Origin of the sequence: Allobosea sp. BE125 (assembly GCF_031456075.1) — a bacterium.
Lineage (GTDB): Bacteria > Pseudomonadota > Alphaproteobacteria > Rhizobiales > Beijerinckiaceae > Allobosea.
Genome location: NZ_JAVDTY010000006.1, coordinates 198,517 through 224,984, shown reverse-complemented (window position 1 = coordinate 224,984; position 26,468 = coordinate 198,517). Strand labels below are relative to the sequence as shown.

At 66.8% G+C, this 26,468-nt stretch carries 17 protein-coding genes; 7 read left to right on the top strand and 10 right to left on the bottom strand.

Annotation, left to right across the window (positions count from 1 at the left end; translation table 11 throughout):
• Window positions 1-35: 35 nt before the first annotated feature.
• The 5 genes from J2Y55_RS15750 to J2Y55_RS15730 all read left to right on the top strand — a co-directional run bounded on the left by J2Y55_RS15750 (window position 36) and on the right by J2Y55_RS15730 (window position 7,989).
• Window positions 36-2,249: a TonB-dependent siderophore receptor gene (locus J2Y55_RS15750; protein ID WP_310154960.1), complete on the top strand. Its 2,214-nt coding sequence runs from the start codon at window positions 36-38 to the stop codon at window positions 2,247-2,249.
• Window positions 2,250-2,316: 67 nt separating this feature from the next.
• Complete coding sequence (locus J2Y55_RS15745; RefSeq protein WP_310154957.1) at window positions 2,317-3,111, top strand: ATP-binding cassette domain-containing protein; 795 nt, start codon at window positions 2,317-2,319, stop codon at window positions 3,109-3,111.
• Complete coding sequence (locus J2Y55_RS15740; protein WP_310154954.1) at window positions 3,108-3,992, top strand: ABC transporter substrate-binding protein; 885 nt, start codon at window positions 3,108-3,110, stop codon at window positions 3,990-3,992. Before J2Y55_RS15745 ends, J2Y55_RS15740 begins: the two co-directional genes overlap by 4 nt.
• Window positions 3,989-5,977: a Fe(3+)-hydroxamate ABC transporter permease FhuB gene (gene fhuB, locus J2Y55_RS15735; protein WP_310154952.1), complete on the top strand. Its 1,989-nt coding sequence runs from the start codon at window positions 3,989-3,991 to the stop codon at window positions 5,975-5,977. The genes J2Y55_RS15740 and fhuB overlap by 4 nt, the downstream gene beginning before the upstream one ends.
• A 161-nt stretch (window positions 5,978-6,138) precedes the next feature.
• A complete protein-coding gene (locus J2Y55_RS15730) occupies window positions 6,139-7,989 on the top strand; it encodes an ABC transporter ATP-binding protein (protein ID WP_310154948.1) in 1,851 nt (616 codons plus the stop codon).
• Window positions 7,990-8,228: 239 nt separating this feature from the next.
• Here J2Y55_RS15730 and J2Y55_RS15725 read toward each other — a convergent pair whose 3' ends face one another.
• Window positions 8,229-12,458 carry an autotransporter outer membrane beta-barrel domain-containing protein gene (locus J2Y55_RS15725; protein WP_310154945.1) on the bottom strand — a complete coding sequence of 1,410 codons (4,230 nt, stop codon included), beginning with the start codon at window positions 12,456-12,458 and terminating at the stop codon, window positions 8,229-8,231.
• Between the two features lie 568 nt (window positions 12,459-13,026).
• Here J2Y55_RS15725 and J2Y55_RS15720 point away from each other — a divergent pair.
• Window positions 13,027-14,112 carry an AraC-like ligand-binding domain-containing protein gene (locus J2Y55_RS15720; protein ID WP_310154942.1) on the top strand — a complete coding sequence of 362 codons (1,086 nt, stop codon included), beginning with the start codon at window positions 13,027-13,029 and terminating at the stop codon, window positions 14,110-14,112.
• Between the two features lie 54 nt (window positions 14,113-14,166).
• Here the strand turns inward: J2Y55_RS15720 and J2Y55_RS15715 are convergent, their stop codons facing one another.
• The 8 genes from J2Y55_RS15715 to J2Y55_RS15680 form a co-directional block, all read right to left on the bottom strand.
• On the bottom strand, window positions 14,167-14,571 hold the full coding sequence (locus J2Y55_RS15715) for an acyltransferase family protein (RefSeq protein WP_310154939.1): 405 nt from the start codon (window positions 14,569-14,571) through the stop codon (window positions 14,167-14,169).
• A 365-nt stretch (window positions 14,572-14,936) separates the two neighbouring features.
• Window positions 14,937-15,935: an asparaginase gene (locus J2Y55_RS15710; protein WP_310154935.1), complete on the bottom strand. Its 999-nt coding sequence runs from the start codon at window positions 15,933-15,935 to the stop codon at window positions 14,937-14,939.
• Between the two features lie 112 nt (window positions 15,936-16,047).
• Window positions 16,048-17,217: an aminotransferase class V-fold PLP-dependent enzyme gene (locus J2Y55_RS15705; protein ID WP_310154933.1), complete on the bottom strand. Its 1,170-nt coding sequence runs from the start codon at window positions 17,215-17,217 to the stop codon at window positions 16,048-16,050.
• Between the two features lie 111 nt (window positions 17,218-17,328).
• Window positions 17,329-18,630 carry a serine hydroxymethyltransferase gene (locus J2Y55_RS15700; protein ID WP_310154930.1) on the bottom strand — a complete coding sequence of 434 codons (1,302 nt, stop codon included), beginning with the start codon at window positions 18,628-18,630 and terminating at the stop codon, window positions 17,329-17,331.
• 70 nt (window positions 18,631-18,700) lie between these two features.
• Window positions 18,701-19,495 carry an amino acid ABC transporter ATP-binding protein gene (locus J2Y55_RS15695; protein WP_310154927.1) on the bottom strand — a complete coding sequence of 265 codons (795 nt, stop codon included), beginning with the start codon at window positions 19,493-19,495 and terminating at the stop codon, window positions 18,701-18,703.
• Window positions 19,492-20,625: an amino acid ABC transporter permease gene (locus J2Y55_RS15690; protein ID WP_310154923.1), complete on the bottom strand. Its 1,134-nt coding sequence runs from the start codon at window positions 20,623-20,625 to the stop codon at window positions 19,492-19,494. The genes J2Y55_RS15695 and J2Y55_RS15690 overlap by 4 nt, the downstream gene beginning before the upstream one ends.
• Window positions 20,622-21,818, bottom strand: coding sequence for an ABC transporter permease subunit (locus J2Y55_RS15685; protein WP_310154920.1), 1,197 nt, complete (start codon window positions 21,816-21,818; stop codon window positions 20,622-20,624). The genes J2Y55_RS15690 and J2Y55_RS15685 overlap by 4 nt, the downstream gene beginning before the upstream one ends.
• A 66-nt stretch (window positions 21,819-21,884) precedes the next feature.
• Complete coding sequence (locus J2Y55_RS15680; protein WP_310154917.1) at window positions 21,885-22,877, bottom strand: transporter substrate-binding domain-containing protein; 993 nt, start codon at window positions 22,875-22,877, stop codon at window positions 21,885-21,887.
• 430 nt (window positions 22,878-23,307) lie between these two features.
• On the opposite strand from J2Y55_RS15680, the gene J2Y55_RS15675 reads away from it, so the two are divergent.
• Entirely contained in the window at window positions 23,308-24,231 is a 924-nt protein-coding gene (locus tag J2Y55_RS15675) for a LysR family transcriptional regulator (protein WP_310154914.1), read from the top strand.
• A 136-nt stretch (window positions 24,232-24,367) separates the two neighbouring features.
• On the opposite strand, the gene J2Y55_RS15670 is transcribed toward J2Y55_RS15675, so the two are convergent.
• Window positions 24,368-26,002 (bottom strand): carbohydrate-binding domain-containing protein, encoded by a 1,635-nt coding sequence (locus tag J2Y55_RS15670; RefSeq protein WP_310154911.1) that lies wholly within the window; start codon window positions 26,000-26,002, stop codon window positions 24,368-24,370.
• Window positions 26,003-26,468: the final 466 nt, after the last annotated feature.

Here is a 26,468-nt window from a genome sequence, read left to right as displayed (position 1 = left end):
TGAGATGGCGGGCTAATATCAGCTCGGAACCGGATATGCGCTGCGGCAGACAGATCATTACTCGCCTTATCCTTGCGTCGACAGTGTCGCTGGCCGCGTTTCATCTTCCCGGAGCAGCGCTGGCGCAGCAGCCCGAGGCCACGGTCCAGCTCGACACGGTCGTCGTCGAGGGACAGGGCGGCCCGGCCGCGCCGGTCAATGGCTATGTCGCCACGCGCTCGGCGACGGGTTCGAAAAGCGACACGCCGATCGCCGCGATCCCGCAGAGCGTCTCGGTCGTCGGCCGCGAGGAGATCGACGATCGCAAGGCCCTGAAGGTCGATGAGGCGCTGCGCTACACCTCGGGCGTCACGGCGCAGCCCTTCGGGCCGGATCCGGATACGGACTGGTTCTTCATCCGCGGTTTCCAGGCGACGCAGACCGGCGTCTTCCTCGACGGCATGCCGCTCTACGCCTATGGCTTCGGCGGCTTCCAGATCGACCCCTTCCTGCTCGAGCGCGTCGAGGTGCTGAAGGGGCCGGCCTCGGTGCTCTATGGCGGCGCCAATCCCGGCGGCATCGTCAGCCTGGTCGGCAAGCGCCCGAACTTCAAGAATTTCGGCTTCGCCGAGGTCGGCATCAACAATTCCGGCAATGCCTATGTCGCGATCGACATGGGGCTGACCGACAAGCAGGGCATCTGGAGCACGCGCCTGACCGGCCGGCTCGCCGGCGGCGACCAATATACCGACGTTTCCAAGGATTTCCGCGGGGTCATCCTGCCGCAGATCACCTATCAGCCGTCAGGCGCGACCCGTTTCACCGCCTATGCAATGTATGAGGCGCTCGACCAGGTTCGAGCTGGCGGCGGCTTCCTGCCCTATGTCGGCACGGTGGTCGACGCCCCCTTCGGCAAGATCGCGCGCAAGGCCTTTCTGGGCGAACCCTCGATCGACAATCAGGATCGCACCCAGGCGCTCGTCGGCTACGAGTTCCAGCACCAGTTCGACAATGGCTGGAGCTTCAGCCAGAACGCGCGCTACGGCCATATGACGGGCTCGCAGATCGGCCCTTATGGCTACGGTTATTCCGCCGCCGATTCGCCCTTCGGAAACCGCTACCTGCCGGTCGGGCCCGACTATCAGCTCTATCGCATCGGTTTCCAGGAACGCACGCGCGTCGAGACCTTCACCATCGACAACCGGCTGGAGCGCAAATTCGCGACGGGCTTCCTCGACCATGCGCTGATGCTCGGGGTCGACTACAAATACTTCAACATCGACCATGTCCAGGCCTCGGGCGGAGCGACGACGATCAGCGTCACCAACCCGGTCTATGGCGCGCCTCAAGGGTCGACCTTCACCTATCTCGACCAGAACCTGAAGCAGCACCAGCTCGGCTTCTACCTGCAGGACCAGATCCGCTTCGGCGGCGGCTGGCTCCTGACGCTGAACGGCCGCTACGACTATGTCGACAAGAAATCCGTCAGCCCAGCCTCGCTCGCCTTCTCCCCGAGCTTCGAGAAGACGGAAGCCGCCTGGAGCGGCCGCGCCGGCCTGGCCTATGAATTCGCCAATGGGCTGACGCCCTATGTCAGCGCCGCGACCTTCTTCAATCCCGTATTCGACGCCAACGGAACCAATGTGCCGGGCGTGTTCGTGCCCTTCCAGCCGGAGAAGGGTTATCAGCTCGAGGCGGGCGTGAAGTACAAGCCGGCCTTCATGGATGCGCTGATCACGGCTTCCGTGTTCCATCTCGTCAAGCAGAACGTGCTGACCCCGGCGCCGACCTCCTACAACGCCTTCGCCCAGCAGCAACTCGGCGAGGTGACCTCGACCGGCGTCGAGCTCGAGGCCAAGGCGAACCTGACCGAGAACCTCAAGCTCATCGCCGCCTTCACCGCCTTCGATCTCGAAACCACCAAGGACACCCGCCCGGCCTATGTCGGCAAGACGCCGCAGATCGTGCCCGAGGTCACGGCCTCCGGCTGGGTCGATTACAGCTTCAACGAGGGCATGCTGAAGGGCGTGAGCCTGGGCGCCGGTGTGCGCTATGTCGGCAGCTCCTGGGCCGACAACGAGAACACCTTGAAGGTGCCGGGCGCGACGCTGGTCGACGCTGCGCTGCGCTACAAGATCGGCGATTGGGGGCTGGCGTTGAACGTCACCAATCTCTTCGACAAGGTGTATGTGAAGAGCTGCCAGGGCTATTCCAGCTGCGCCTATGGCGACGCCCGCACGGTCACTGTCTCCGCCAATTACAAGTGGTAGACAGGAGGATCGACTGGGGTGGGGCACAGCAGTCGCGTCCCGTTTCCGCAGCACAGCAAGAGCAGATGTGACCGCGCCACGCTTCGATCTCGCCGACATCAGCTTCACGGTCCCTGGCCGCGCGGTCCCCGGCCGCGATATCCTGAAGCCGCTTTCGCTCGCGCTCGAGCCCGGCCGGATCCACGGCCTGATCGGGCCAAACGGCTCGGGCAAGAGCACGCTGGTCAAGCTCCTAGCGCGCCAGCTCGCGCCGAGCGCGGGCAGCGCGCGGTTTGCAGGCCTTCCGCTCGAGCACTGGCGCGACCGTGCCTTCGCCCGCCGCGTCGCCTATATGCCGCAATTCACCCCGGCCGCCGACGGCATGAGCGTGCGCGAGCTCGTCGCGCTCGGTCGCTTTCCCTGGCATGGCACGCTCGGCCGCTTCACGGCGGAGGATGCCCAACATGTCGAGCAGGCGCTCGCCCGCACCGACCTCCTCGGCATGGCCCAGCGCATGGTCGACACGCTCTCGGGCGGCGAACGGCAGCGGGCCTGGCTCGCTCTGATGTTCGCGCAGGCCGGCGACTGCATCCTCCTGGACGAGCCGACCTCGGCACTCGACATCGCGCATGAGGCGCAGATGCTCAAGCTCGTGCGCGAGATCAGCCGCGAGCGCGGCGCCACCGTCATCGTGGTGCTGCACGACATCAACCTCGCCGCGCGCAGCTGCGACGACATCCTGGCGCTGCGCGACGGCCGCCTCGTCGCGCATGGCCCGGTCGCCGCGATCATGCAGCCCGATGTTCTCGGCGCGATCTATGGCGTGCCGATGGGCGTGATGCCTCACCCCAGCCGCGACGAGCTGATCGGCTATGTGCTGTGACAGGGTCGCAACCGTCCCGCCGCCAGGCGCTTGCCGGTGGCCTTGCCCTGACGCTGGCCCTGCCTGGCGCGGGGCGCGCCGCCCTGCCCCGCCGCATCGCGACGGTCGATTGGTCGGTGCTGGAGACGCTGCTGGCGCTCGGTGTCGCGCCGGTTGCGGCCACAGAACTCAGGCAGTTCGCCGAGATCGCGGTCGAGCCCGCCGTCCCGGCAGCGACGGCCGATCTCGGCCTGCGCGGCACGGTCAATTTCGAGATGCTGCGGCTGGTCGAGCCCGAGCTGATCTATAGTTCGAGCTTCTATGCCGCCTCGGAGCCCCAGCTTCGCAGCATCGCGCCCGTCGAGAGCTTCTCGATCTATACGCGCGGCGGCGAGCCCTTCGCCGCCTGCGAGGCGATGACACGCCGCATCGGCGAGCGCCTCGGGGTCTCCGAGCGGGCCGAGCGCTATCTTGCGGAGACGCAGGCCGAATTCGCGGCGCTGCGCGCTGGCTTACCGGGGGATGGGCGGCCCGTCATCCCGATCAATCTCGGCGATGCCCGCCATTTCCGCGTCTTCGGCGCCGACAGCATGTTCGGCGAGGCGCTGGCCCGCCTCGGCATCGCCAATGCCTGGACGCAGGCGACGAGCTATTCGGCCATGGCGCCGGTCGGGCTGGAAGCGCTGGCGCGCGTTCCCGAGGCCTGGATCGCACTCATCCCGCCGGTCCCGCCCGAAGCGATGCCGGTGCTCGCGCGCAGCGCCTTCTGGAACGCCTTGCCGAATATCCGCGCCGGCCGGCTCCTGATCTTGCCTTCGATCAATCCCTATGGCGCGCTGCCGGCGGCGCGCCGCTTCGCGCGACAGCTCGCGCAAGCCCTGAACGCGGCGGCGCGACGATGAGCCTGGCCGTCTCGACGCCCTCACGCGGAGTGCTCGCCTGGAGTGGCCTCGCCTTAGTGAGTCTCGGGCTGCTCGCTGCCGTCATCGCGACGCGCCCGCTTGTGCCGGGCGATCCCGCCACGGCGCAGATCTTGGACGCCATCCTGCTCTGGCGCAGCACCTTGCCGCGCTTCGTCACGGCCCTGCTCGCCGGGGCGGCGCTCGGCCTGTCCGGCGCGCTGCTGCAGCGCGTGCTGCGCAACCCGATCGCCGATCCCTCGACGCTCGGCATCGCCTCGGGCGCACAGCTGGCGCTGACGCTCGCCACCGTCTTCGCGCCCTCGCTGCTGGCGATCTCGCGCGAAGCCGTCGCCTTCGCGGGCGGGCTTGCCGCCGTTGCGCTCATCCTGGGGCTGAGCTGGCGGCGCGGGCTCGATCCCGTCACCGTCGTCCTCTCCGGCATGGTGATCTCGCTCGTCGCGGCGGCGCTGAGCGCGACGCTCATCCTGGCCAAGGGCGAATATGTCCTCTCGCTGTTCATCTGGGGAGCGGGCTCGCTCAACCAGCAGAGCTGGGATGCGGCCCTGACACTGGCGCCGCGCATCCTGCTCGGCGGCCTGGCGGCGGTGCTGCTGCTGCGGCCGCTCGCCTTGCTCGGTCTCGACGATACCGGCGCCCGCAGCCTTGGCCTGGCCCTGCACAGCGCGCGGTTTCTCGTCCTCGCCGTTGCCGTGTGGCTTGCCGCCAGCGTGACGGCCGAGCTTGGCGTCATCGGCTTCGTCGGGCTTGCGGCGCCGGCGCTCGCGCGCCTGAGCGGCGCGCGCTCGGCGCGGCAGATCCTGCTCGCCACCCCGCCGATCGGTGCGGTGCTGCTCGCCTTGACCGACGGCCTGGTCCAGCTTCTCGGCAGCGGCTTCGCCGATCTCGCACCGACCGGCGCCGCAACCGCTCTGCTGGGCGGCCCCCTGCTCCTCTGGCTGCTGCCGCGCCTGCCCATGCTCGCCTCGGCGCGCACCGGGCTGCCGCCGTCCCCGATGCGCGCCCTCGCTCGGCCCTGGCGCGGCGCCATCATTCTGGCGGCGCTGGCTGCGGCCCTCCTGCTTATCGCGCTCGTGATCGGGCGCGGGCCGCAGGGCTGGAGCCTGGCAAGCGGCGCGCTCTTCCTGGATCTCCTGCCGTTTCGCGGCCCCCGCATCGTCGCCGCCGGCACAGCCGGCGCCATGCTCGGCGCCGCCGGCGTGCTGATGCAGCGCCTGACCGGAAATCCGCTGGCGGGGCCCGAGGTCCTCGGGGTCAGCGCCGGCGGCGGCGTCGGACTCACCGCCGCGCTCTACCTCTCCCCGGCGATGACACCGCTCGTCATGATGCTCGGCGCGGCGGGCGGCTCGCTCTGCGTCATCGCGGTGATGGTGGCGCTCGCAGCCCGCGCCGGCTTCGGCTCGACGCGGCTCTTGCTCGCCGGCATCGCCATGGGCGCGCTGAGCATGGCCATCATCTCGACCGCGCTGGCGCAGGGCGATCTGCGCTCCTACACGCTGCTGCTCTGGCTGTCGGGCTCGACCAACCGCACTGGCGCGCTCGAGGCCTGGACCGGTATCGCAGCCAGCATCGTCCTGATTGCGCCGCTCTTCCTGGTGTCGCGCTGGCTCGACATCCTGCCGCTCGGCCCGGCGGCAAGCGCCGGCCTCGGCCTGGCGCGCCGCGGCGCGCCAGCGCTGCTTGCGGTGGTCGCGGCCCTGCTGACGGCCATCGCCTCTCTGCTCGTCGGACCACTCAGCCTGATCGGGCTCGTTGCGCCGCATCTGGCGCGGCTGCTCGGTTTCGCACGCGGCCGCCATCAGCTCGCCGCAGCCGCGCTCTGCGGCTTGGCGATCATGATCGCCGCCGACTGGCTGTCGCGTATCGTCGCGTTTCCCTACCAGGTGCCGGTCGGGCTCTTCGCCTCGCTGATCGGCGGCCCCTATCTGATCTGGCTGCTGAGCCGGGGAGGCTCGCGCCAGAATTGACGAAAGCGTGGGGTGTGTCCCTCGCCTTTCGGCTCGGAATGGCATCACGACCCTCCGGGACCAAGCGCCTGGGTGGAAACGCGACTGACCAGTCTAGAACTCGCCTCTGACCGCGACCATTCACGGTTGCCACGCAGACACCACAGCAACCATAAGGAACGATGTTCAGCTTCTTCGACACTCTCGTTGATTCGACAGCATCGCCTCCGGGCGAGCCTCCCAGCGGACTACGAAGCTTCTATTGGCATTTCGTCCGTCAGGCGAAGGGCCTGTTCGCAGCGCTGTTCCTGCTCGGCTTTGCGCTTGCCGTCGTTGAGGCCGTGGTGCCTTATCTTGTCGGACGCCTCGTATCTGCCTTGTCGTCGGTGCCGCGCGAGCGCGTTTTCGATGCTGCTGGCCATCTGCTTCTGATCTTGGCGGCGATCGTGCTCTTGGTGCGGCCGCTGGGCACGATCCTGTTTCGCCTGCTCGTGAACCACTCGATCGCCGTCTCCTTCACGACGCTGGTTCACTGGCAGAATTACTGGCATGTCGTCCGCCAGCCGCTCGCCTTCTTTCATGACGACTTCGCCGGGCGCTTGGCCAACCGGGTCATGCAGACGGGCCGGCCGCTGCGGGATACGATCGTCTCCTTCGTTCGCGCGGTCTGGCAGATCCTCATTTTCGGCGCGACCGCGATCGGTCTTCTCGGCACGCAGGACATTCGCCTGGCCGCGCCGATGATGGCCTGGTTTCTGTTCTACGGAGCGCTCCTCGCCTACACGCTGCCGAAGGTGCAGGTCCGCTCGCGCGAGACCTCGGAGACGCGCTCGGCCATCACCGGCAAGGTCGTCGACACCTTCACCAATATGATGACCGTCAAGCTGTTCGGGCGCCGGAGCGATGATGACGCCTATATGCGCGACGGCTTCCGACGCTTCCAGGCCGCTTTCGCCCGCCAGCAGCGGCTCAATACCGTCTATGTGTTCTGCCTGGTCTGCCTCAACGCGATCCTGCTGGCGACGACGGGCGGTATCGGCGTCTGGCTGTTCTCGCTGGGACGCGTTGATGCGGGCACGCTGACGACCGCCGTTCTCCTGACAACCCAGATCATCGCCATGTCAAATTGGGTGGCGTTCGAAATCTCAGGCATCTTCGAGAATATCGGCGTCGTGCAGGAGGGCATGAAGACGATCGCGCAGCCGCTGAGCCAGCTCGACCGGCCTGATGCGCGTCCGCTCGCGGCTCCCCATGGCGAGATCCGGTTCGAGGACCTGCATTTTCATTACACCAAGCCGCACCGCGTGGTGGACGGGCTGTCCTTGACCGTCGGTGCCGGTGAAAAGGTCGGCCTGGTCGGGCGCTCGGGCGCGGGCAAGTCCACGCTCGTCAATCTGCTGCTGCGCTTTTACGAACCGCAATCGGGCCGTATCCTGATCGACGGTCAGGACATCGCCGGTGTCACTGAGGAAACGCTGCGCGCCCGGATCGCATTGGTGGCCCAGGATTCCTCGCTCCTGCACCGCTCCGTCGGCGAGAACATCCTCTACGCCCGCCACGACGCCGATGACGGGATGATGCGCGACGCGGCCCGGAAGGCGCAGGCGGAAAGCTTCATCGACAAGCTGGTGGACAGCAAGGGGCGCCAAGGTTTCGAGGCCTTCGTCGGCGAGCGCGGCGTCAAGCTCTCCGGCGGACAGCGCCAGCGCATCGCCATCGCGCGGGTGATCCTGAAGGACGCCCCGATCCTCCTGCTCGACGAGGCGACGTCATCCCTCGACTCGCAGGTCGAGGCCGCGATCCAGGATGCGCTCTCGGACCTCATGCAGGGCAAGACCGTCATCGCCATCGCGCATCGCCTGTCCACGCTGCAACTCATGGACCGGCTTGTGGTGATGGATGGCGGGCGCATCGTCGATCAAGGCACCCATGCGGAGTTGCTCGATCGCGGCGGGCTCTACGCCGAGCTGTGGGCGCATCAATCCGGAGGCTTCATCGTGCCACAACGCCCGCAGGGCTCCCGGAAGCGGTAAACGCCCCTGCCGGCGCAACTTCTGCCGGCTTGCCGTCTCGAAGGATGCTCCAGATGGTTCGAGTGCCTCCTGGAGCATCCTTCGAGACGCCGCTGACGCGGCTCCTCAGGATGAGGGCTGGAGTTTCCAAACGGGCTCTTAGAGCGCTTTCGAGCGACGTGGAGCCCGGTTCGCGTGAGAAAACACGTCAAAACAAACCGCAGGAGCCATTGAACGATCCGATTGGGTCGGAACCTGCTCTAGAAGCTGACCCTCAACTGCGCTGTGCCGCCAACACGGCGGGTGTTTGCCGAGAGTTCGGAATCGACGCGCAGGCCGAGGCTGACGCTTTGGCTCAGCCTGATATCCGCGCCGGCGGCGAGCAGGGCCGCGTTGCGAGCGGGCCGGACGCCCGCGGCGGAGAAGTTCGCGCCGGGGAGGCCGTTGAGCGAGGCGGTAAGATCGGCGTCACGCTGATAATAGTGGGCCCATGCGGCGCGGACGAAGCCCGTGACCGGTGTCGCGCCCGCCATCAGCTTCACGTCGATCTGCAAGCCGAGTTCGCTGCGGCTGGTGATGTCGGAGCGGCGGGCGAGCGTCAGCGTACCGGGGGCCGCGCCCGACCCGTCGCGCTCGATCGCGGCCGGGCTGGTCGCGCGCACCGCCTGGAAGGCGGCAAGCGGCGAGAGCGTGAGGCCGCCCCAGTTCGCCACCGGCAGGTTCGCTTCGATCCGCCCGCTCCAGGCCTGCGTCGCATAGGAGGCGGTGACGCCCGTGCGGGCGAGCGCGGGAATGGCACGGGTGGTGTCGGTGTCGAGCCGGGCATAGCCGAGCGCTGCAGCGAGGTTGACGGCTCCCAGCGTCGTGCGCCCGTAAAGCCCAGCCTGGAAGACATCGGCTTCCGCCTTGCCGAGCCCGCCCGAGAGCGAGGCGCGCGACTGGCCGCCCGAGACCGCGACGCCCGCCACCGTGTTGGAGCCGAGCCGGATGTCGGCTCCAACCGCGACATGGCCGTCGGAGAGGTTGCGATTGGCCGAGCCCACGGTCCGGTCGCCATCCGTGCGGCCGGTCGAGCCGAAACTCGCGCCCCAGACCGAAAAGCGCGAGGGGTCGAAGCTCGCCCGGCCCGGCCCGTCCTGTCTGGAGGGCCGGTCGGCGGTGAAACCGGCGGCGGCGGCGGGACCGCCCGACGCGCCCGCGAGCCGGCCGGTGGCGGAGCCGTCGAGCATGGTGGCGAGGAACTGGCCCGCCGCGCTGTTGGCCATGGCGGGCGCGGCCGCATGGACCTCGCCCGAAAGCTGGTTCACGGCGGCGGGTATCGCCGCGGCCGGCAGGTTGTAGATCGCAAACAGCGCCGACGGATCGGCACCACTGGCCACCGCCGCGTCGATGCCCGTCGCCACCGCAAGCGCATTGGCCGGGCGGCCCAGGCCGAGGCGCGGCGCGGGGGCGGGCGTCGGAATGGGCGTAACAACCGGCGGCGGCGTGGGGTCGGCGACGATCGGCGCCAGCGGCTTCGGCACCAGGGTCAGCGTGACGTCGGTTCCGCTATAGGCGATGCTCGTGGTGACGCCGTCGCCGAAGGAGCCGGCCGTGTCGAGGGTTCCAAAGCTCGTGCCGCCGAGCCCGCCCGCCGCCGAGAGCAGCGTATAGGGCGCGGAGAAGAGATAGGCCCCGCCGAGCGGCACCAGCCGCAAAGTGCCCGCGAGCGCAGCCGTCCCCGTGACATTGACCCGGTCCGACACCGCGCCCTGAACCTCGGCAAGATAAAGCGAGCCCGCCCCCAGCACGAGGTTGCCGTTGACTGTCAGCGTGCCCGGCGAATTGCCCGGGGACAGAATGCCGTTGACCGTGGTCGAGGGCAGTTGGCCCGAGCCGCCGAGCGTCGCACCGGCTGCCACGGTGAGACCGGAGGACGAGGCGATCGAGCTGTTCACCACCAGCTTGCCGGCATCGACGTGGGTGGTTCCGGTATAGGTGATCGTGCCGGTCAGGACCGTCGTCCCGGTGCCGGATTGGATCAGCGCTCCCGTGCCGGAAATGTCATTATTCACCGTCAGCACATCCGAGCGCTTGAAGGCCAGGGTGCTCGTGTTGACGACGGCACCCGTGCCGAGCGTCCCGGAGGTGCCGCCGTTCCCGATCTGCAGCGGGCCGCCGAAAATCTCCGTAGTACCGGTATAGCTGTTGCTTCCTGTCAGGATCGTCGTTCCTGCCCCGTCGCTGGACAGCCGACCCGTTCCTGAAATGTCATTGCCGATGACGACATCATCGGAGCGCTGGATATGCAGGAGACCGTTGTTGACGACGGCACCCGTGCCCAGCGTCCCGGAAGGGCCGCCGCCCCCGACATTCAGCACACCACTGCTGATCGTCGTTGTCCCCGTGTAAGTGTTGGCCCCTGTCAGGATCGTCATTCCGCTGCTGGACTGGACCAGAGAGCCGGTTCCGGAAATCGGGTTGCTGACGACATGCGCATCCGAGCGGGCGAACGCCAGGACGCCATTGTTGACGACCGCACCGGTGCCCAGGGTCCCGGAGGTGGCACCGCTCCCGATTTGCAGCGTGCCGCCGCTGATCGTCGTCGTGCCGGTGTAAGCATTGGTGCCCGTCAGCGTCAGGGTTCCAGTGCCCGCCTTGATCAGCGCGCCGGCGCCGGACAGCACACCAGAGAAGGTCGTGCTGCCGCCGTCCGCGCCCGCGCTCAGGGTTGCCGCCCCCAGCGTCACTGCGCCGGCGCCCGCAAGCGAGCCGATCGTCTGGCTGAAACCGTTGAGGTCGAGCGTCGCGCCGGTCGCCACGGTGAAGGCCGAGTTCGGTGCGAAGCTACCTGCCGCCCCCGCGCGCAAGGTGCCGGCATCGACCAGGGTCGTGCCGGTATAGGTGTTCAGTCCCGACAGCGTCAGCACGTCCCCGCCGGCCTTGGTCAGCGATGTCTGCCCGGTGCCGTCGCGGATCACTCCGGAGAAGGTCGAGGCGAAGGCGCTATTATCGGCCGTCAGCGTCGCCGCCGCGCCGCTGTCATTGGTGACCGTGCCGCCACCTGCCAGGCTATGCACTGTCGCCGGGCCGTTGATGTCGAGCGTTGCGCCGGCGGCGATTTCGGTGCTGGTCGCAGCGTCGGTGATGAGCGCGCCGTTGCTTCCCAATTTCACGATGCCGCCATCGACGAAGAAGAAGATATCCGACATGGTCACGGATGACGGGCTAAGGATGACCGTGCCGTTGTCCGTGGCATGCCCGGTGCGGAAAGAAGCGCCGCCCCCGGCGAACGCGCCAGTCATGGTCAGGGTTTGGCCTGTCGAGGCGGAAAGCCAGGCCTGACTCGCGCTTATGACCAGGAAGTTGTTCGCGAGCGTGCCGGTCAATGTCGCGTTGAGGCGGCCGCCGCCCATCGAGATCTGTCCGGAGCCCAACGCCGCCATATTGGCGAGATTGACGACCCCGCTGCCAGAGATGCTCGTTCCGCCGGTGTAGGTGTTGGTGCCCGAGAGGGTGAACGTGCCGCTGCCGCTCTTGGCGACAGTGCCGGAGCCCGAGATGACGCCGCTGATAGTGCCGTTTCCTGCGCCTTCGAGGCTGAGCGCATTGCCGCCCGTAGCGATCGTGCCGCTGAAGGTCGCGGTCGTGTCCAGCACACGGATCGCGCTGGAGCTGGTCAGCGAGACGTTGTTGCCGATGGCGCGCGCACCCGTGGTCGCCAGCGTGCCGCCATTCAGCGTGACTAAACCGGTGCTGAAGGCCGAATCGCTGCCTGCGATGATTGAGCCGGCATTGATCGTCGTTCCGCCGGTATAGAGATTGGTGCCTGACAGAGTAAGCGCGCCGGTACCGACTTTGGTGAGGGCAACGAATTCCTGGATCGTGCCGGCATAGGTCGTGCTCGAACCCAGGCCGCCCACCGACAGAGTTTGTGCCACCCCGAGGGCTCGTATTATCCCGGTGCCCTCGATCGAACCGATCGACAGCGAGTCACCAGCGCCCATGGTCAGATTCAGGAACCCATTCTGGCCGATAAATCGCGAGCCCGCAGCCGAGGCCCCGGCGTTAAACTGGATCGAGCCGTTGCTTGGTCCAGCAATAAGTGCCATCGCGCCCGCAACCGTGCCAGAGATGGCGAACCCGCCCCCCGCTCCTGCAAACAGCGTCTGCTCGAAGGTCGAGTTATTGGTGATGCTGCCGATATACAGAATGTTGCCGGGGGCCGTCGACAGCGTGTAGCCGAGCGCGTTGTTGTTGTACTCGAGCAGCGTGAGTGTACCACCGCCGGACGTAACGGTGACATTTCGCACCGCCGTGGGGCTGTTCGTGAAGGTCGCCGTTGTCGGCACCCCTCCGCCAACCCAGTTCGAACCGAGGTTGAAGTCCCCGGTGGCGCCTAGCCAGTCCGCCCCACGCGCGGTGCCGGGCATCATCGCAGCAACGGCGATGGCGACACCGGTCATCATCGTTGTGCCCAACAGCGCACCGCGCCACCGCGAAAACGTCATGGCGGCGAGGTCAGGGCCTATCAAAAGTGTCATTTTATGCCCGCCCACAGAGCATCGAATTATTGGCGGAGGCTGGCCCAACCCTGTCACATTGCCCAAAAAGCCCTACGGAAGTCAGGTCAGCGTCAGGAGCCATTGTTGTGCACTCGCAGCGCCGGCCGTAGTTTGGCCGGCAGAGCCAGGGGGCCCTGTCGCGACGATGCCCGGAGCCCACCGCCACATCGCCGTGAACACCGCCGGTGCCGCCTGTCGTGCAAGCTACCGGGCTGCTGCCGGCGCCTCCTGTCCCCACGCCAGCACCGCCGCCGTCGCCACCGCGGGCACCAGCAAGCGAAAGCGACATTGAAAGTGACGGCACGACGAAGGCTGTCGTCCGGCGCAGAGCGCGGCAGAAATCGTAGCTCATCAATCCCTCAGCCATCGCCATTGCAGCGATCCGCTGCGCGATACGTTCAGCAATGTAACTCAGGGCGGCCGGGCCTACTTGACGCTGCGTCCGCTATCTTTTGATATTCCGTTCCGGGAATGAGGCGTTGCTGATTTGCAACGGGCGCGGGGGCGATGGTTGATGACGGACGAGAATCGGCAACCGGGCGACTCGGGCGGCACCATGCCCTCCGCCGAGCAGGTCCTCGGCGGCCCGCAGATCGCCATCGTGCTGCCGCCGACGGCGGACGGCGCCTCGTTCAAGGCCTGGCAGCACCATCTCACCTTCGCCTGCAGTGCGGAACTCGTCACACCGAGCGAGGCCCCGGCGTTCCACGCCTCGACCAGCCTCTACATGCTCGACCGCTTCATCCTCAGCCTGTCGACGAGCTCGCATGCCAACCACCTCGTCCGCACGGCCAAGGATGCGGCGCGCACCGGCGTCGACCATGTCAACATCTCGCTGCATCTCGAAGGCAGCTATGAGGGACGCTGCGGAAGCCGCGCCTTCCATGCGAGGCCCGGCGATGTCAGCTTCATCGATTTCGGCCTGCCCTTCGACTTCGAGACCGCGCCCTACCGCACGCTGGCGCTGACGGTGCCGCGCAGCGCCATGCCCGAAGCCCTGCGCCAGCGCGCGATCCACGGCCTCGTGCCGGATGCGAAGCTGCCGGCGACGCGCCTCCTGTCGCAATTGATGCGGGATGTTTACGCAGCCCTGCCGGGCCTGACATTGGGCCAGGGCATCGCCGCCGCCAGCGCCATCGTCGAGCTGGCGATCGCGGCCTCGCAGGGCGAGCATGGCCCGCGCGAGGAACTGACGCCCGCCGATCTCGACCTGTTCAGCCGGGCCCAGATGCATATCGAACGTTCGCTGGGCGATTTCGGCCTGACCGTTACCTCACTCACGCGCAAGCTCGCCGCCACGCGAGGCGCACTCTACCGCGCCTTCGGCGAGCATGGCGGCGTGCAGGCCTATATCAGCGAACGCCGGCTGCAGCGCTGCTACGAGGTCATCAATGGCGATGACCGCAGCAGCGAGACGCTCAGCGCCATCGCTTTCTCCTACGGCTTCCGCAGCGAGGCGCATTTCAGCCGCGTCTTCAAGGAGCGCTTCGGCATGGCCCCGCGCGAGCTGCGCGCCGTGGCCCGCCAGCGCGGCGTCGACATGCTGCCGCCGACCGTGATCGGCGTTGCCCCGGACAGTGTCCAGAGGCTTGGGCGCTGATGGGCCTTGGGCGCATATAGTTCTTGGCGCTGATAAGCACAGCCCGTGGGCCGCTTATGCGAGCCGCGAAGACGGAACGAGGGACGCGTCGCGCTTCGACGATACCTTACGCCCGAGCGCGATCATCGGGCGTTCGACCGTTCGGTAGACCAGCCAGGAGACCATCAAGGTCAAGCCGATGCAGAGCAGCATCGTGGCGATGTCGCCGCGCTCTCCGGTCAAGGGCAGGACGCGATAGACGAGCGCGTTGACCGGCCCGTGGAACAGATACATCGAATAGCTGATCAGCCCGATCCGCGCGAGCAGGGCGGAATGCGGCCGACCCAGCCCGACCGCGGCAAGGAAGACCGCGAAGGCGAGCATATAGGCGCTCAGGACGGGGGTGAGCCCCTCCATGATGAAATTGTCGCCGCGCGCCAGGGAAAGTTGCGAGACCGACAACAGCGCAGCGATTTGCACGAGACCGAGAGCCAGCACCGAGAGGCACGATTCAACTTATACGATCAAAATCGCAAGCGACGCGTAAAGCGAGGATGAGGGTGCGCTTTGAACCACGCCGTCATTCTCGGGCTTAGCCTGACCCACTGCTGTCCGGTTGGGGTTTGGCCCTGAGCAGATCATGCAGGGCTCTCCCCTCGCGGGCGAGACGAAGCGAAGTGCCAGATGAAGGGCGCGGGGAACCCTTCAATGAACGAGGCTTCTCGACGGGCGCTCACAGCGAACCGGACAGCCTTGGGTCAAGCCCGACCATGACGGATGAGACCAATGGCCATCGACACCGACCCACGGCAGAGAACAACACCCGCGCTCATCGCTGAAAGCCGTCAGTAACGCCGGAACATCGCCTCGATCTCGTTGACGTCATCCGATCGCGTCAGTGCGAGCGCCAGCAGGATGCGCGCCTTCTGCGGGGTCAGGTCGTCGGCGCTGAGGAAGCCGCTTGTCGCAAGCCCGCTGGTCTCGGGGACACGCCCCATCCCTGCGCGTGAGGATTGGACGACGATGATGCCATTCGCGGCAGCCTCGCGTAGCGCTGCCTTCTCCGCCTGAGTGGTTGCTCCGGGTGCGAAACCCGCGGAGACGATGCCTTTGGCCCCGGCCCCGATCGCGGCACGGGCCAGCACATCGTCCCCGCCGACATAGGCATAGAGGATGTCGACGCGCGGCAAGGCCTCGATGCGCTCGATGTCAAATTCCGTATCGGGCGCGTGCGTGCGCAGTGGACGGCGATAAAATGCGATCCGGTCCGAATCCACCTGCCCCAGAAGTCCATGGACGGGAGACTGGAATGCCTGCACGCGGGAGTTGGAGCATTTCGTCACGTCCCTGGCCGAATGGATCTCGTCGTTCAGGACGACGAGGACGCCGAGACCGACAGCCTCCGGACAGGCCGCGACGCGGATGCCGTTTCGCAGGTTCAGCGCGCCATCGCTCGACAGGCCGTTCGACGGGCGCATCGACCCGACCAGGACAACCGGGATCGCCACTGTGACGGTGAGATTGAGGAAATACGCCGTCTCCTCCAGGGTCGAGGTGCCATGCGTGATCACGATCCCCGTCAGCTCCGGATCGTCCGCGACGAGCCTGGTGCAGAGCCGGGCAAGCTCGCGCCATTCCGCAAAGCCGATGCGCGTGCTCGGCACGGCGCTGAACGGAACCGCATAACAGACAGGGTCATCCTCCCTGCGGGGCAAGGCTTCCAGCAATTGCCCGGCATCGAGGATGACGCCGTTGGCATCGTAGTCGTGGAGGTCGAAGACATCCCGTCCGACCGCACCGATCGTGCCCCCCGTGCCGATAACCGCGACCCGCCCCCTGCCCATGCGCTTGTCCTCTTCCGCTCGCTCACCAAAGCCAGAGCAATTGCTCTAGCTCTTTGTTTTGACGCGTTTTCCGGGCGCGAACCGGTGTCCACTTCGCGCGAAAACGCTCTTGCTAGGCCACATCCCGTGCCCGCGGCAGCATAGCGCCGCGCTCAGTGAGAATCTGGGCGAAACGGTCGACATCCCCGGCATTATTGAACAGGCCGAACGAGACGCGGATGCCGTCGCGCTCCGGCGAGACGCGCACCTGCCGGCTCGCGAGATAGTCGGCCCAGTCCTGCGCCGGCAGGTCGAGCACGTAGATATGGGGCGAGCGGTCGGCGCGGGCGCGCGGCCCCACCAGCCGGATTCCGAGCGCGTCGATATGCTCGATCAGGCGGTCGCCGAGATCCTGGAGATGGGCCTCGATCGCGGCGACACCGACACTTTCGATCAGGCTCAGCGCGGCGTCGAGCGCGTGGATATCGGGCAGGTTGACATTCCCGATCTCGAACCGGCCCGCACCCGGCTTCAGCGCCATATTGTCGGCGCGCGCAATGTAATCGCCCGGCGGATCGGCGAGGCTCGACATCGCCATATAGGCCGGCTGCAACTCACCGAGGTCCTGCCGGCAATAGAGGATGCCGAGGCCCTGGGGGACGAGCAGCCCCTTATGGCAGCCCGAGCCGATCAGGCTTGCGCCGCTCGCTGTGACGTCGAGCGGCACGACGCCCGTCGACTGCATCGCATCGACCACGAAATACAGGCCTTTCTCCGCGCAAAGCGCGCCGATCGAGGCAAGGTCGAAGCGGTGCCCGGCATGGAAGGTGACGTGGGAGAGCGAGATCGCCCGTGTCCGGCCATCGATATGGGGGGCGAACATCTCGGCCCGTGCCGTCGCGCCCGAGATCGGCACGAAGCGCACCTCGACGCCCCGCCGCCGCAGATTGAGGAAGGCATAGGCATTATTGGGATGGTCGCCCTCGACCAGGAGCACATTGTCCCCGGCCGCCAGCGGCAGGGCGTTCGCGGCGATGTTCATGCCTTCCGAGGTGTTCTTGGTGAAGGCGATTTCGGAAGGCTGCGCGTTGAAGAGCTTCGCCACCCTGGCACGAACCTGTTCGACCCGGTCGAGCCAGACAGGCTTGGGCCCGGCGGTTTCGCTGCCCTCCCGGTAGAAGCGCATGAGCGCGTCGCGGACACTGGTGGCGAGCGGCGTCTGATGGGCGGAATCGAGATAGAGCATGCGCTCGGTCACCGGGAACTGGCGACGGATCGCGGCGACGTCGTAATGGCGGGTCATGATCGGCTCCGGCAATCGGGTGGTAAAGCCGGCCGGCGCTCGTGAAGGCTGCCATCGCGGCTGCCCTTCACGCTTGCGCCGGCGGCGCGGCTTCTCAGTCGACGCGGCATTTCAATCGACAAATGACGGGATCGGGTGGGCGGCGGCCAGGTCTTGCAGCCGGCGCAGCCGCGCGGGCTCCACGGAAGCGGCGGGGCCGGCGCGCAGGATGCCGGCGACCTCGCGGCCCAGGCTCATGGCCTCGCTTGGCCTGAGACCACGGATCGTCAGGGCGACGCTGCCGAAGCGGAAGGCGGTGCGCGGCTCTCCCCCCTGCCCCGGCGCGCGCATCGCATTGCCGAGAATGCCGTGGGCGGCGAGCCCGGTGACGAGCGCAGTTTGCGTCCAGTTCTCGCCGGTATAGGCCATGATCATGTGGGAGTCGGTGCCTCCGGTGTAGAGCTCGATCCCACCGTCCTCGAGGCCCGTCGCGAAAGCCTTCGCATTCGCCACGACATCAGTCATCAGCTGCGCGAAGGCGGGCCTTGCGATCATCTCCATCTGCACGGCGCGGGCCGCGATCATGTTCGACGCCGCCGGCCCCTGCAGCCCGGGGTAGATGGCAGCATCGATGGCCGCGCCGAAGCGCTCTTTGGCGAAAACGAAGGCGCCGTTGCGCGGTCCGCACAGCGTCTTCTGCGTCGAGGTGGTGGAGACGTCGGAGAACGGCACCGGGTTGGCGTGGAGGCCGGCCGCGATCAGGCCCGCCACATGGGCGATATCGCTGAAGAGCAGCGCTCCGACCTCGTCGGCGATGCTCCTCAGCGCGGCAAAATCGATCTCGCGTGGATAGGACGAAGGCCCGGCGAGCAGGACATGCGGCCTCGTCTTGCGCGCAAGCTCACGGGCCTGGTCGAGATCGACCGCACCGGTGCCGGTCACGCCGAAGGAAACGACCTCGCGGCCCACCCCGGTGATGTGGCGCAAGGCGCCGTGGCTGACATGGCCGCCGGCGAGCTCGTCAAAGGTGAGCAGCCGCGCGCCTTCGACGGGCAGGATCGCACGCAGCACCGCGACATTGGCGATGGTCGAGGAGAGGGCCTGGACGTTGACGTATTCGGCACCGAAGATCGCCTTCGCCCGGTCGATGGCGAGATTCTCGATCGTGTCGAGCTGCTCGCAATTGGCGACGCTGCGGCGGCCGGGCAGGCCCATCGGCGCGCGGTTGACGAGATGGCTTCCCTCGATCTGGCGCAGGCCCAGCGGGGCGTAGGAGGCCGAGGCGATCATGTTGAGGGATTGCGTCTCCCTCTCGCGATCCTGGTCGATCAGCGCGACGACATCGGCGCCGAGCTGCCGGGCGTCAGTGCCGAAGAAGCCATGCCAGTCGGCATCGGGGGAGCGTGTCTGCAGGGCGGCCGTCGTCGGTGACATGTCATGTCCTCTTTGAAGGGGGGTGAGCGCCCGCTCGCGGCGCGGGCGGGATAGCAAGCGTTGCGTTTCGTCAGTGCCGCAGCACGCGCGACAGGAAGGTTCGGGTGCGCTCATGCGAGGGCCTGTCGAAGATCTCGGCGGGTGTGCCGATCTCGAGGATGCGACCGTGGTCGATGTAGACGACGCGGTCCGCCACCTCGCGGGCGAAGCCCATCTCGTGCGTGACGATCATCATGGTCATGCCTTCGCGAGCGAGTTCGCGCATGACGTCGAGCACCTCGCCGACCATTTCGGGGTCGAGCGCCGAGGTCGGCTCGTCGAACAGCATGATGTGCGGCTCCATCGCCAGCGAGCGGGCGATGGCGACGCGCTGCTGCTGGCCGCCGGAGAGCTGGCCCGGGAATTTATCGGCGTGATCGCGCAACCCAACCCGCTCCAGCAGGCGCAGCGCGATGGCCTTCGCCTCCTCGCGTGTCCGGCCGCGGACCCTGACCGGCGCGATCGCGACATTGTCAAGCGCGCTCATATGCGGGAACAGATTGAACTGCTGGAACACCATGCCGACGCCCTTGCGTATCCCTGCCAGCTCCTTCTCCCCGCCGATCTCGCGGTCGGCCTGGGTCGGCATCTGGAAGCCGTCGACCGTGAGCTTGCCGCTCTGGTACATCTCGAGCCCGTTGACGCAGCGGATCAGGGTCGATTTGCCCGAGCCGCTGGCGCCGATGATCACGAGGACTTCGCCGCGCCCGACAGCGAGATCGACATCCCTGAGGACATGGAAGGCGCCGAAGGATTTGTTGAGGCGGGAGATGCTGACGATCGCCTCGCGCGCAGGAGCGGCGGACAGGTTCTGGATGGCGCTCATCGCGACCCCCTTGCGAGATGGGCTTCGAGCCGGCGCGAGGCGTAGGTGATGGCCCCGCCGATGGCGAAGTAGACGGCGAAGAGGAAGACGTAGATCTCGTAGGTCCGCCCGCCATTCTGCGGATCGGCCAGGATCATCTGGCCGGCGCGCAGGAAATCGGTCAGGCCGATGATGAAGACCAGCGTCGCGCCGTTGAAGATGTCGAGGATCTGCCCGACCAGCGAGGGCACGACGACGCGCAGCGCCTGCGGCAGGACGATGTCGAGATTGAGCGTCCAGGTGCCCATGCCGAGCGAACGCGCCGCCTCGATCTGGCCCTTGGGCACGGCCTGCAGGCCGCTGCGGACATATTCCGCGACATAAGCGGCGAAGAACAGCGCGTAGCCGGCCATGCCGCGCAGCAGGCTCGGAACCGCGGTATCCGGCGCGAGCAGCGGCACGATGATCCAGATCCAGTAGACCACGAGGATCAGCGGCACCGACCGCATCGTCTCGATATAGGCTGTCGCGATCAGGCGCAGGCTGGCGATGCGGCTCTGCCGCCCGAGCGCGAGCAGGATGCCGAAGGGCACGCTCAGGATCGAAACCGTGATCGTCAGCACGATGCTGAGCAGCAGGCCGCCCCAGACCTCGAAGCCCGGCGCCGAGAGCACGACGAAGATCGCGGCCACCCCGGCAAACAGCCCGGGCAGGACGAGGCGCTGGGCGCGCGTGGAATGATGGACGCCGCTCCAGGCCGCGAGGCCGAGCGCAGCGCTGCCTGCCGCGAGAACCCCGGCGCCTGCGCCGATCACGGCCGCGACCGTCGCCGCGATCAGGACGGCGACCGAGGCGACGGCCGTCAGCGCAACCAGGCCGGGGCGCATAGCGAGGCCAAGGCCCGCCCCGAACATCGCGCAGAGCGTCGCGGCCGAGAACCAGGCCCGCCAGATCTGGTCGGCGGGATAGATGCCGACCATGAGCACCTTGAGGCTGCCGCCGATCACCTCCCAGCGCGCCTCGACCAGCACCCAATGGAGCGAGGCATAGGCTGCCCAGGCCAGCGCCGGAATGACGACGAGCGAGAGCGCGGCATCGAACGGCTTGGCGAAGAGATTGCGGTGGAGCCAGCGCAGCGCGACAGCGTTCATCGCGTCCCTCCCTGCCCGTTGATGCGGGCGTTGAGGGCATTGACGCAGGCGCTGATGATCCAGCTCAGGGCGAGATAGGTCAGCATCACGATGATGACGCCTTCGAGATTCCGCCCGGTCTGGTTCGAGACGGTGCCGTAGACGTTGAACAGGTCGGGAAAGCCGATCGCGATCCCCAGGGACGTGTCCTTCGTCAGGCTGATATAGCGGTTGGCGAGCGAAGGCAGGACGATCCGCACGACCTGGGGCAGGATGATGTCGCGCAGCGTGTGGGAGCGCGACAGCCCCAGCGAGGCGGCAGCCTCCCATTGCCCCTTCGGAAGTGCGTCGATTGCGCCGCGCACGATCTCGGCGACATAGGCTGAGCTGTTGACGGTGATCGCGAGCAGGATCGCGGTCATTTCCGGCGAGAGCGCAAAGCCGCCGCGCGCACCGAAGCGGGTCGCGACCGGCAGGTCGAAGCTGAGCGGGAAACCGAGCGCAGCCGCGAGAGCAAGTGCAACAAGCGCCACAGCCAGGCAGGCCAGCTTGCGCCGCCCTCCCCGCATGACGAGCGCGGCGATTGTCGAAGCGACGGCCGCGACCAGCAGCCCCAGGGATACCAGGCTCGCATCCTCGGACACCGCCAGCCCCGGCAGGAACAGGCCCGAACGGCTGGCGATGACGCCGCTGAGCCAGCTGGAAGCGGCATTGGCCGGCGGGAAGCGCAGGACGACGGCGAAGTACCAGAACACGATCTGGATCAGCAGCGGCGTGTTGCGCACGCACTCCACCAGTCCAAAGCACAGGTTTCGCACCAGCCAGTTGGTGGAAAGGCGGCCGATGCCGAGCAGCGTGCCGGACACGGTGCACAGGACGATCGCGGTGAGCGCGACCTTGAGAGAGTTCCAGAGGCCGGCAAACAGCGCCTGCGCATTGCTATGGGTGGGGCTGAACGGCTCCAGAACCGGCCAGACGCCATCGAGCGACAGGCTGAGCCCCTCGCTCAGGCTGATATTGGCGGCGTTCCAGAGATAGCCGAACGAAAACTGGATGCCCTTGCGCGCCAGCGCTTCGCGGACTGCGAGGCCGAGCCAGATCGCGAACCCCGCCACCACGGCCACGATCGCGGCCTGGAGCAGCCATCTGGACGCCACCAGAACACGCCGGCGCCTCGGGGTGATGTAATGAGCTTCGGCGATCTGCATCGTCATGACCCGCTCTCCCGATCGGGGCGAGCCGGACGGCCCGCCCCTGCTCTCACCTGGATGAGAAACGGCTCAGTTCCACGGCGGCGAGTATTCGGCGCCGCCCTTGACCCAGGAGGCGTTGGGGGTGCCGGCGCGATCGATGAAATAGGGCGTCTTCGGCCCGAGGCTGCGGTCGTAGATCTCGCCGTAATTGCCGACGGACTTGATCATCGCGGTGATGAAACTGTCCGAAACGCCGAAATCCTTGCCGAAACCGCCCTTCACGCCGAGGAATTTCTGGATGAAGGGATTTTCGTCCTTCAGCTTCTCAGCGAGGTTGGCGGAGGTGATGTCCCATTCCTCGGCCTGGAACAGCGCATAGCTCGCCCAGCGCAGGAGGTTGCGCCATTTGGAGTCGTTGGCGACGACGAAGCCGGCGAAGGGCGATTTGTCGAGCGTGTCCGGCAGGATCATGTACTCGGACGGATTGGCCGAATTGCCGCGCCAGGCGGCGAGCGCCGATTTGTCGGTCGACATCGCGTTGCAGCGGTCGCCCTGCAGGGCAGCGAACAGCTTCTCGAGGTTCTCGAACGTCAGCACCTTCGTGCCCTTGAAGCCGCGCTGCCGGATGACGCCGGCCAGCGTGCTCTCGGTGCCCGAGCCCTGCGTGGTGCAGATCGTGGCGCCGTCCAACTCGGCGACCGACTTCACGCCCGAGGCCGCCTTCACCATCACGCCGGTGCCGTCATAGAAATTGATCGGCAGGAAATCGATGCCGATGGCGGATTCACGCACCGGCTTGACCGTGGTGTGGGCGAAGACGACATCGACCTGCCCGGTCTGCAGGGCGTTGAAGCGGCTTTTGTCGGTGACAACGACGAAATTGACCTTGCCGGCGTCGCCGAGCACGGCGGCCGCCATGGCGCGACAGAAATCGGCGTCGAGCCCCTCGATCTTGCCCGTCCTGGTGTTGAGATAGCCGAAGCCGGGCGCGGTGTTGTCGGTGCCGCAGTTCAGCACGCCGCGCTGCTTGACGGCGTCGAGGACGGTCGCGGAGGCGCCGGTTGCCGAGAGCCCGGTCATCAGGAGCGCTGCCGTGGCAGCGAGCGCAGTGGCAAGACGTTTCGAGTGAGACAGTTTTAAGCAGGACATAGGAACACCCCTCTTTTTCGTTGTCGTTGAGTTCAGTCGTCGTTGAGTTCAGTCATCGTTGAGTTCAGTCATGGCAGCCGAGATCACAGGCGCAGACACAGGCTGGCGGGACCGCTCCGGAACCGCGCTCCACGCGCCCCCTTGCCGCCGGACGCCCCCCGAAAGCCGCGGCCGGGCTCGGCGAAGCGCTCCTCCCGCTCGCGAGACATCGACCGTGCTCCCTGGGCACCCTGTTGGGGCAGCCCGGCGTCTTGAGGAGGAGGCTACTGCCGGAAAACAATTCTGGTCTACTTAATTAACTTTGAGCTATACATTAGAGAAAATGCATGATTGCGCTTCAGGCAGAATGGGGTTCCCTGCGATGGATCTGGCCCGGCTTCGCACGCTCCGTGAGCTGTCCCTGCGAAAAACCATGGCCTCGGTGGCCGAGGCCCTGCTGATCTCGCCATCGGCGGTTTCGCAGCAGATCGCCCTGCTCGAGGACGAGACGGGGATCGAGCTGGTGGAGCGTCGCGGCCGGGGCGTGCGGCTGACGCCAGCGGGGCAGCGCCTCGTCGAGCATGCTGGTCGCGTCATCGGCATTCTGGAGGAGGCGAAGACCGATCTCGCGGAGCTGAAGAAGACCGTCGCGGGTGAATTGCGCGTCGCGGCCTTTCCCTCCGTCGCGGCTTCGCTGATCCCGCCGACGATCCGCGCCTTGTCGGCACGCTTCCCCGATCTGATGACGACCTTCGAGGAGCTGGAACCGACAGACAGCCTGGCCGCGCTGCGGGCCTGGCAGACGGATGTCGCGATCGTCGACGACCTCACCACGGCGTCCGGTCTCGCGGAAGCGCAGGTTGAAACGTTGCATCTGCTGGACGACCAGCTCCACGTCCTGCTGCCGCCCGGCCACCGGCTGGCCGAGCGGGCCCATGTCACGCTTGAGGAACTGGCGACCGAACGCTGGGCGCTCGACACGAATTCGTCCACCTATTCCGACGTCATCGTCGGAGCCTGTCGCGATGCCGGCTTCGACCCGATCATCAATGGCCGCTGCCACAGCTTCGAGGTGGTCCGGGCCATGGTGGAGGCAGGCTGCTCGGTTTCGATCAATCCCGGCCTGCGGGGGCGCGACTATATCGGGAGGCTACTGCTCAAGCAGATCCGGCCTGCGATCATGCGACGGATCTTCGTCACCTTCCGCAGCGGCGAGCGGCGCAATCCGGCCGTGGCCGGCTTCGTCACCGAACTTCAAGCCGTGGCGGCAGCGATGAACACCCAGGCCGCTCCTGCGCCAGGCTGAGGTCTTCGCGTAGCAGGTGAACACGCGGCCGGCTGTCGTCGCGCTTGCGATCCATCCAGACGAAAAGGCAGAGCTCTATTACGCAACGTCCTGCGGTTTGCCGGAGAGACACAGGCGCTGCTTCGCCCCCCGGGCGCTAGGCGATGTGGTCGTAGAAGGTGAAGCTCTGGCCGAGGAGATTGCCGAGAGCGCCGTCCGGAACCGCGGCGCCGTTATAGGTCGCCGAGTCCAGGTAGAGATTGCGATCGGTGGTTGGTGTGCCGTCCCAGCGATCGTTGAGGAAGTGGATGAAGACGCTGTGTGCGCCGGCGCTCCAGCTTCCCTGCACCGTGACGATGTCGGACTGTCCCGTTCCATGGGAGGCGCCGGCCGTGAGTGGCCCTCCGACCTGCACGCCATCCACGTACACCGTGTAGAGCGCGTCGCCGAGATAGGCGTCCTGGCTCAGCTTGAGCACGAGCTTGTCGGCGCCGCTGCCGATCGTCGTCCCCGCCGGATCCGAGGGGGTCGGAGGCGGCGTGGTCGCGGGCGGCGGGGTGGTTGCTGGAGGAGGCGTCGTCGCCGAATTCTGGAAGGTGAAGCTCTGGCCGAGGAGATTGCCGAGAGCGCCGCCCGGAACTGCGACATCGTTATAGGTCGCCGAATCCAGATAGAGATTGCGGTCGGTGGTTGGTGTGCCGTCCCAGCGATCGTTGAGGAAGTGGACGAAGACGTTGTGTGCGCCGGCGCTCCAGCTTCCCAGCACCGTGACGATGTCGGACTGTCCCGTTCCATGGGAGGCGCTGGCCGTGAGTGTCCCCCCGACCTGCACGCCATCCACGGACACCGTGTAGAGCGCGTCGCCGAGATAGGCGTCCTGGCTGAACTTGAGCACGAGCTTGTCGGAGCCGCTGCCGATCGTGACCGCGGTCGCACCGCCAGGCTGGGATGGCGGGGGGGTTCCGGCCGCGGAGGCGCCGTGGAGACCGGGATCATAACCGTCCGGCGACGAGACGGTGCCCAGGGCAACCGCCTGCGCATTGGGATCGGCGGAGTAGACGCGGACATAGTCGATCTTCGAGGTCAGCGGCACGCCGGCGATCTCGGCCGGATCCTGCACGGCGAGGTCGAGCAGCAGATACATCGGCGCATGCATGTCGCTCGGCGTCGCCTGCGAACCGACCAATTGCCCATCGATGTAGAAGCTGATCCGGTCCGCCTGCCAGTTCATGCCATAGGTGTGATAGCCGGACGGGCTGGGCATCTCGCTGTAGACCTGGAGATATTGCTGCCAGTGTTCGTTCGGGGCGGCGTCAGTGGTGTGGATGCCGCTGTAGATGCCCTTGTCCCACACGCCGTAGTGCTCGAGCACGTCGAGTTCCTGCCAGTGCCCGAGGTTGTTCGGGTCGGGAATCTGTGCGTTCGGCAACAGCCAGAAAGCATCCCATCCACCCGGAGCGTCGGAAAGGTCCGCACGAACCTCGAAATAACCGTAGGTCTGCGAGAAATTTCCTTGCGTGGTGATGAGCCCCGACTCCCAGGCGCCGGGATAGCCGTAAGGTGTGCGGTCCGGGACGGCGGTGATCGCGAGCGCGCCGTTCGAGATATTGAATGGGTCGTAGCCAGAGCTCGCATCGACGAAGGAACTGATCCCGAAGCCGATGTCGGAATAGCCATCGTGGCGCCATTCCTGACGCGTGCTGGCCCAACTCGTCCCGCTGCCGGTCAGCGAGATGCTTCGCGTATTGAATTCCTCGTCGAAGGTCAGGCGGTATCCGGTGAGATCGACCATAGGCATGTCCTCGCCATCTGAAATCGTTCCAGCGGGAGGCAGCGCCCGCCCTCGCTCATGACACTCAAGCAACCTGTGAAACGGAGACTATGACGATCGGGCCCGCGCCATCTCAACCAGAGGCGCAGTTTGCCCGCCCGATCGGACCGCTCTTAGATCCGCCAGGGCGATTGGGAACTGCCGGCAGGCATATCGATAGGCATCTTCGCCGCGTCGCCGCGGCGAGTATCCGCTGTCGAGGGAGCTTCTCGGACCTGGCCGATGTCTCGGCTCGTCCGATCGTCGGGCATCGATTACCGTGACTATGACGCGCTGCAGCATCTGCGGCAAGTGCCGTGGCTCGATTCTCGCATGAGCGTTCGGCCTGGCCTGCCCGGGCCCGAGAGCCGAACCGGTCACGTTGGAGCGATACGGTCGGCGCTTTGGCCTTTGCCTATGCGACCGAGAGCGCACGAGCGGATCGGCC

Bases quoted from the DNA above. Each gene is read 5' to 3' on its own strand.
- J2Y55_RS15750 (WP_310154960.1), top strand. From the start codon at position 36: ATGCGCTGCGGCAGACAGATCATTACTCGCCTTATCCTTGCGTCGACA.
- fhuB (WP_310154952.1), top strand. From the start codon at position 3,989: ATGAGCCTGGCCGTCTCGACGCCCTCACGCGGAGTGCTCGCCTGGAGT.
- J2Y55_RS15730 (WP_310154948.1), top strand. From the start codon at position 6,139: ATGTTCAGCTTCTTCGACACTCTCGTTGATTCGACAGCATCGCCTCCG.
- J2Y55_RS15725 (WP_310154945.1), bottom strand. From the start codon at position 12,458: ATGACGTTTTCGCGGTGGCGCGGTGCGCTGTTGGGCACAACGATGATG.
- J2Y55_RS15720 (WP_310154942.1), top strand. From the start codon at position 13,027: ATGACGGACGAGAATCGGCAACCGGGCGACTCGGGCGGCACCATGCCC.
- J2Y55_RS15710 (WP_310154935.1), bottom strand. From the start codon at position 15,935: ATGGGCAGGGGGCGGGTCGCGGTTATCGGCACGGGGGGCACGATCGGT.
- J2Y55_RS15705 (WP_310154933.1), bottom strand. From the start codon at position 17,217: ATGACCCGCCATTACGACGTCGCCGCGATCCGTCGCCAGTTCCCGGTG.
- J2Y55_RS15700 (WP_310154930.1), bottom strand. From the start codon at position 18,630: ATGTCACCGACGACGGCCGCCCTGCAGACACGCTCCCCCGATGCCGAC.
- J2Y55_RS15695 (WP_310154927.1), bottom strand. From the start codon at position 19,495: ATGAGCGCCATCCAGAACCTGTCCGCCGCTCCTGCGCGCGAGGCGATC.
- J2Y55_RS15690 (WP_310154923.1), bottom strand. From the start codon at position 20,625: ATGAACGCTGTCGCGCTGCGCTGGCTCCACCGCAATCTCTTCGCCAAG.
- J2Y55_RS15685 (WP_310154920.1), bottom strand. From the start codon at position 21,818: ATGACGATGCAGATCGCCGAAGCTCATTACATCACCCCGAGGCGCCGG.
- J2Y55_RS15680 (WP_310154917.1), bottom strand. From the start codon at position 22,877: ATGACCGGGCTCTCGGCAACCGGCGCCTCCGCGACCGTCCTCGACGCC.
- J2Y55_RS15675 (WP_310154914.1), top strand. From the start codon at position 23,308: ATGGATCTGGCCCGGCTTCGCACGCTCCGTGAGCTGTCCCTGCGAAAA.
- J2Y55_RS15670 (WP_310154911.1), bottom strand. From the start codon at position 26,002: ATGGTCGATCTCACCGGATACCGCCTGACCTTCGACGAGGAATTCAAT.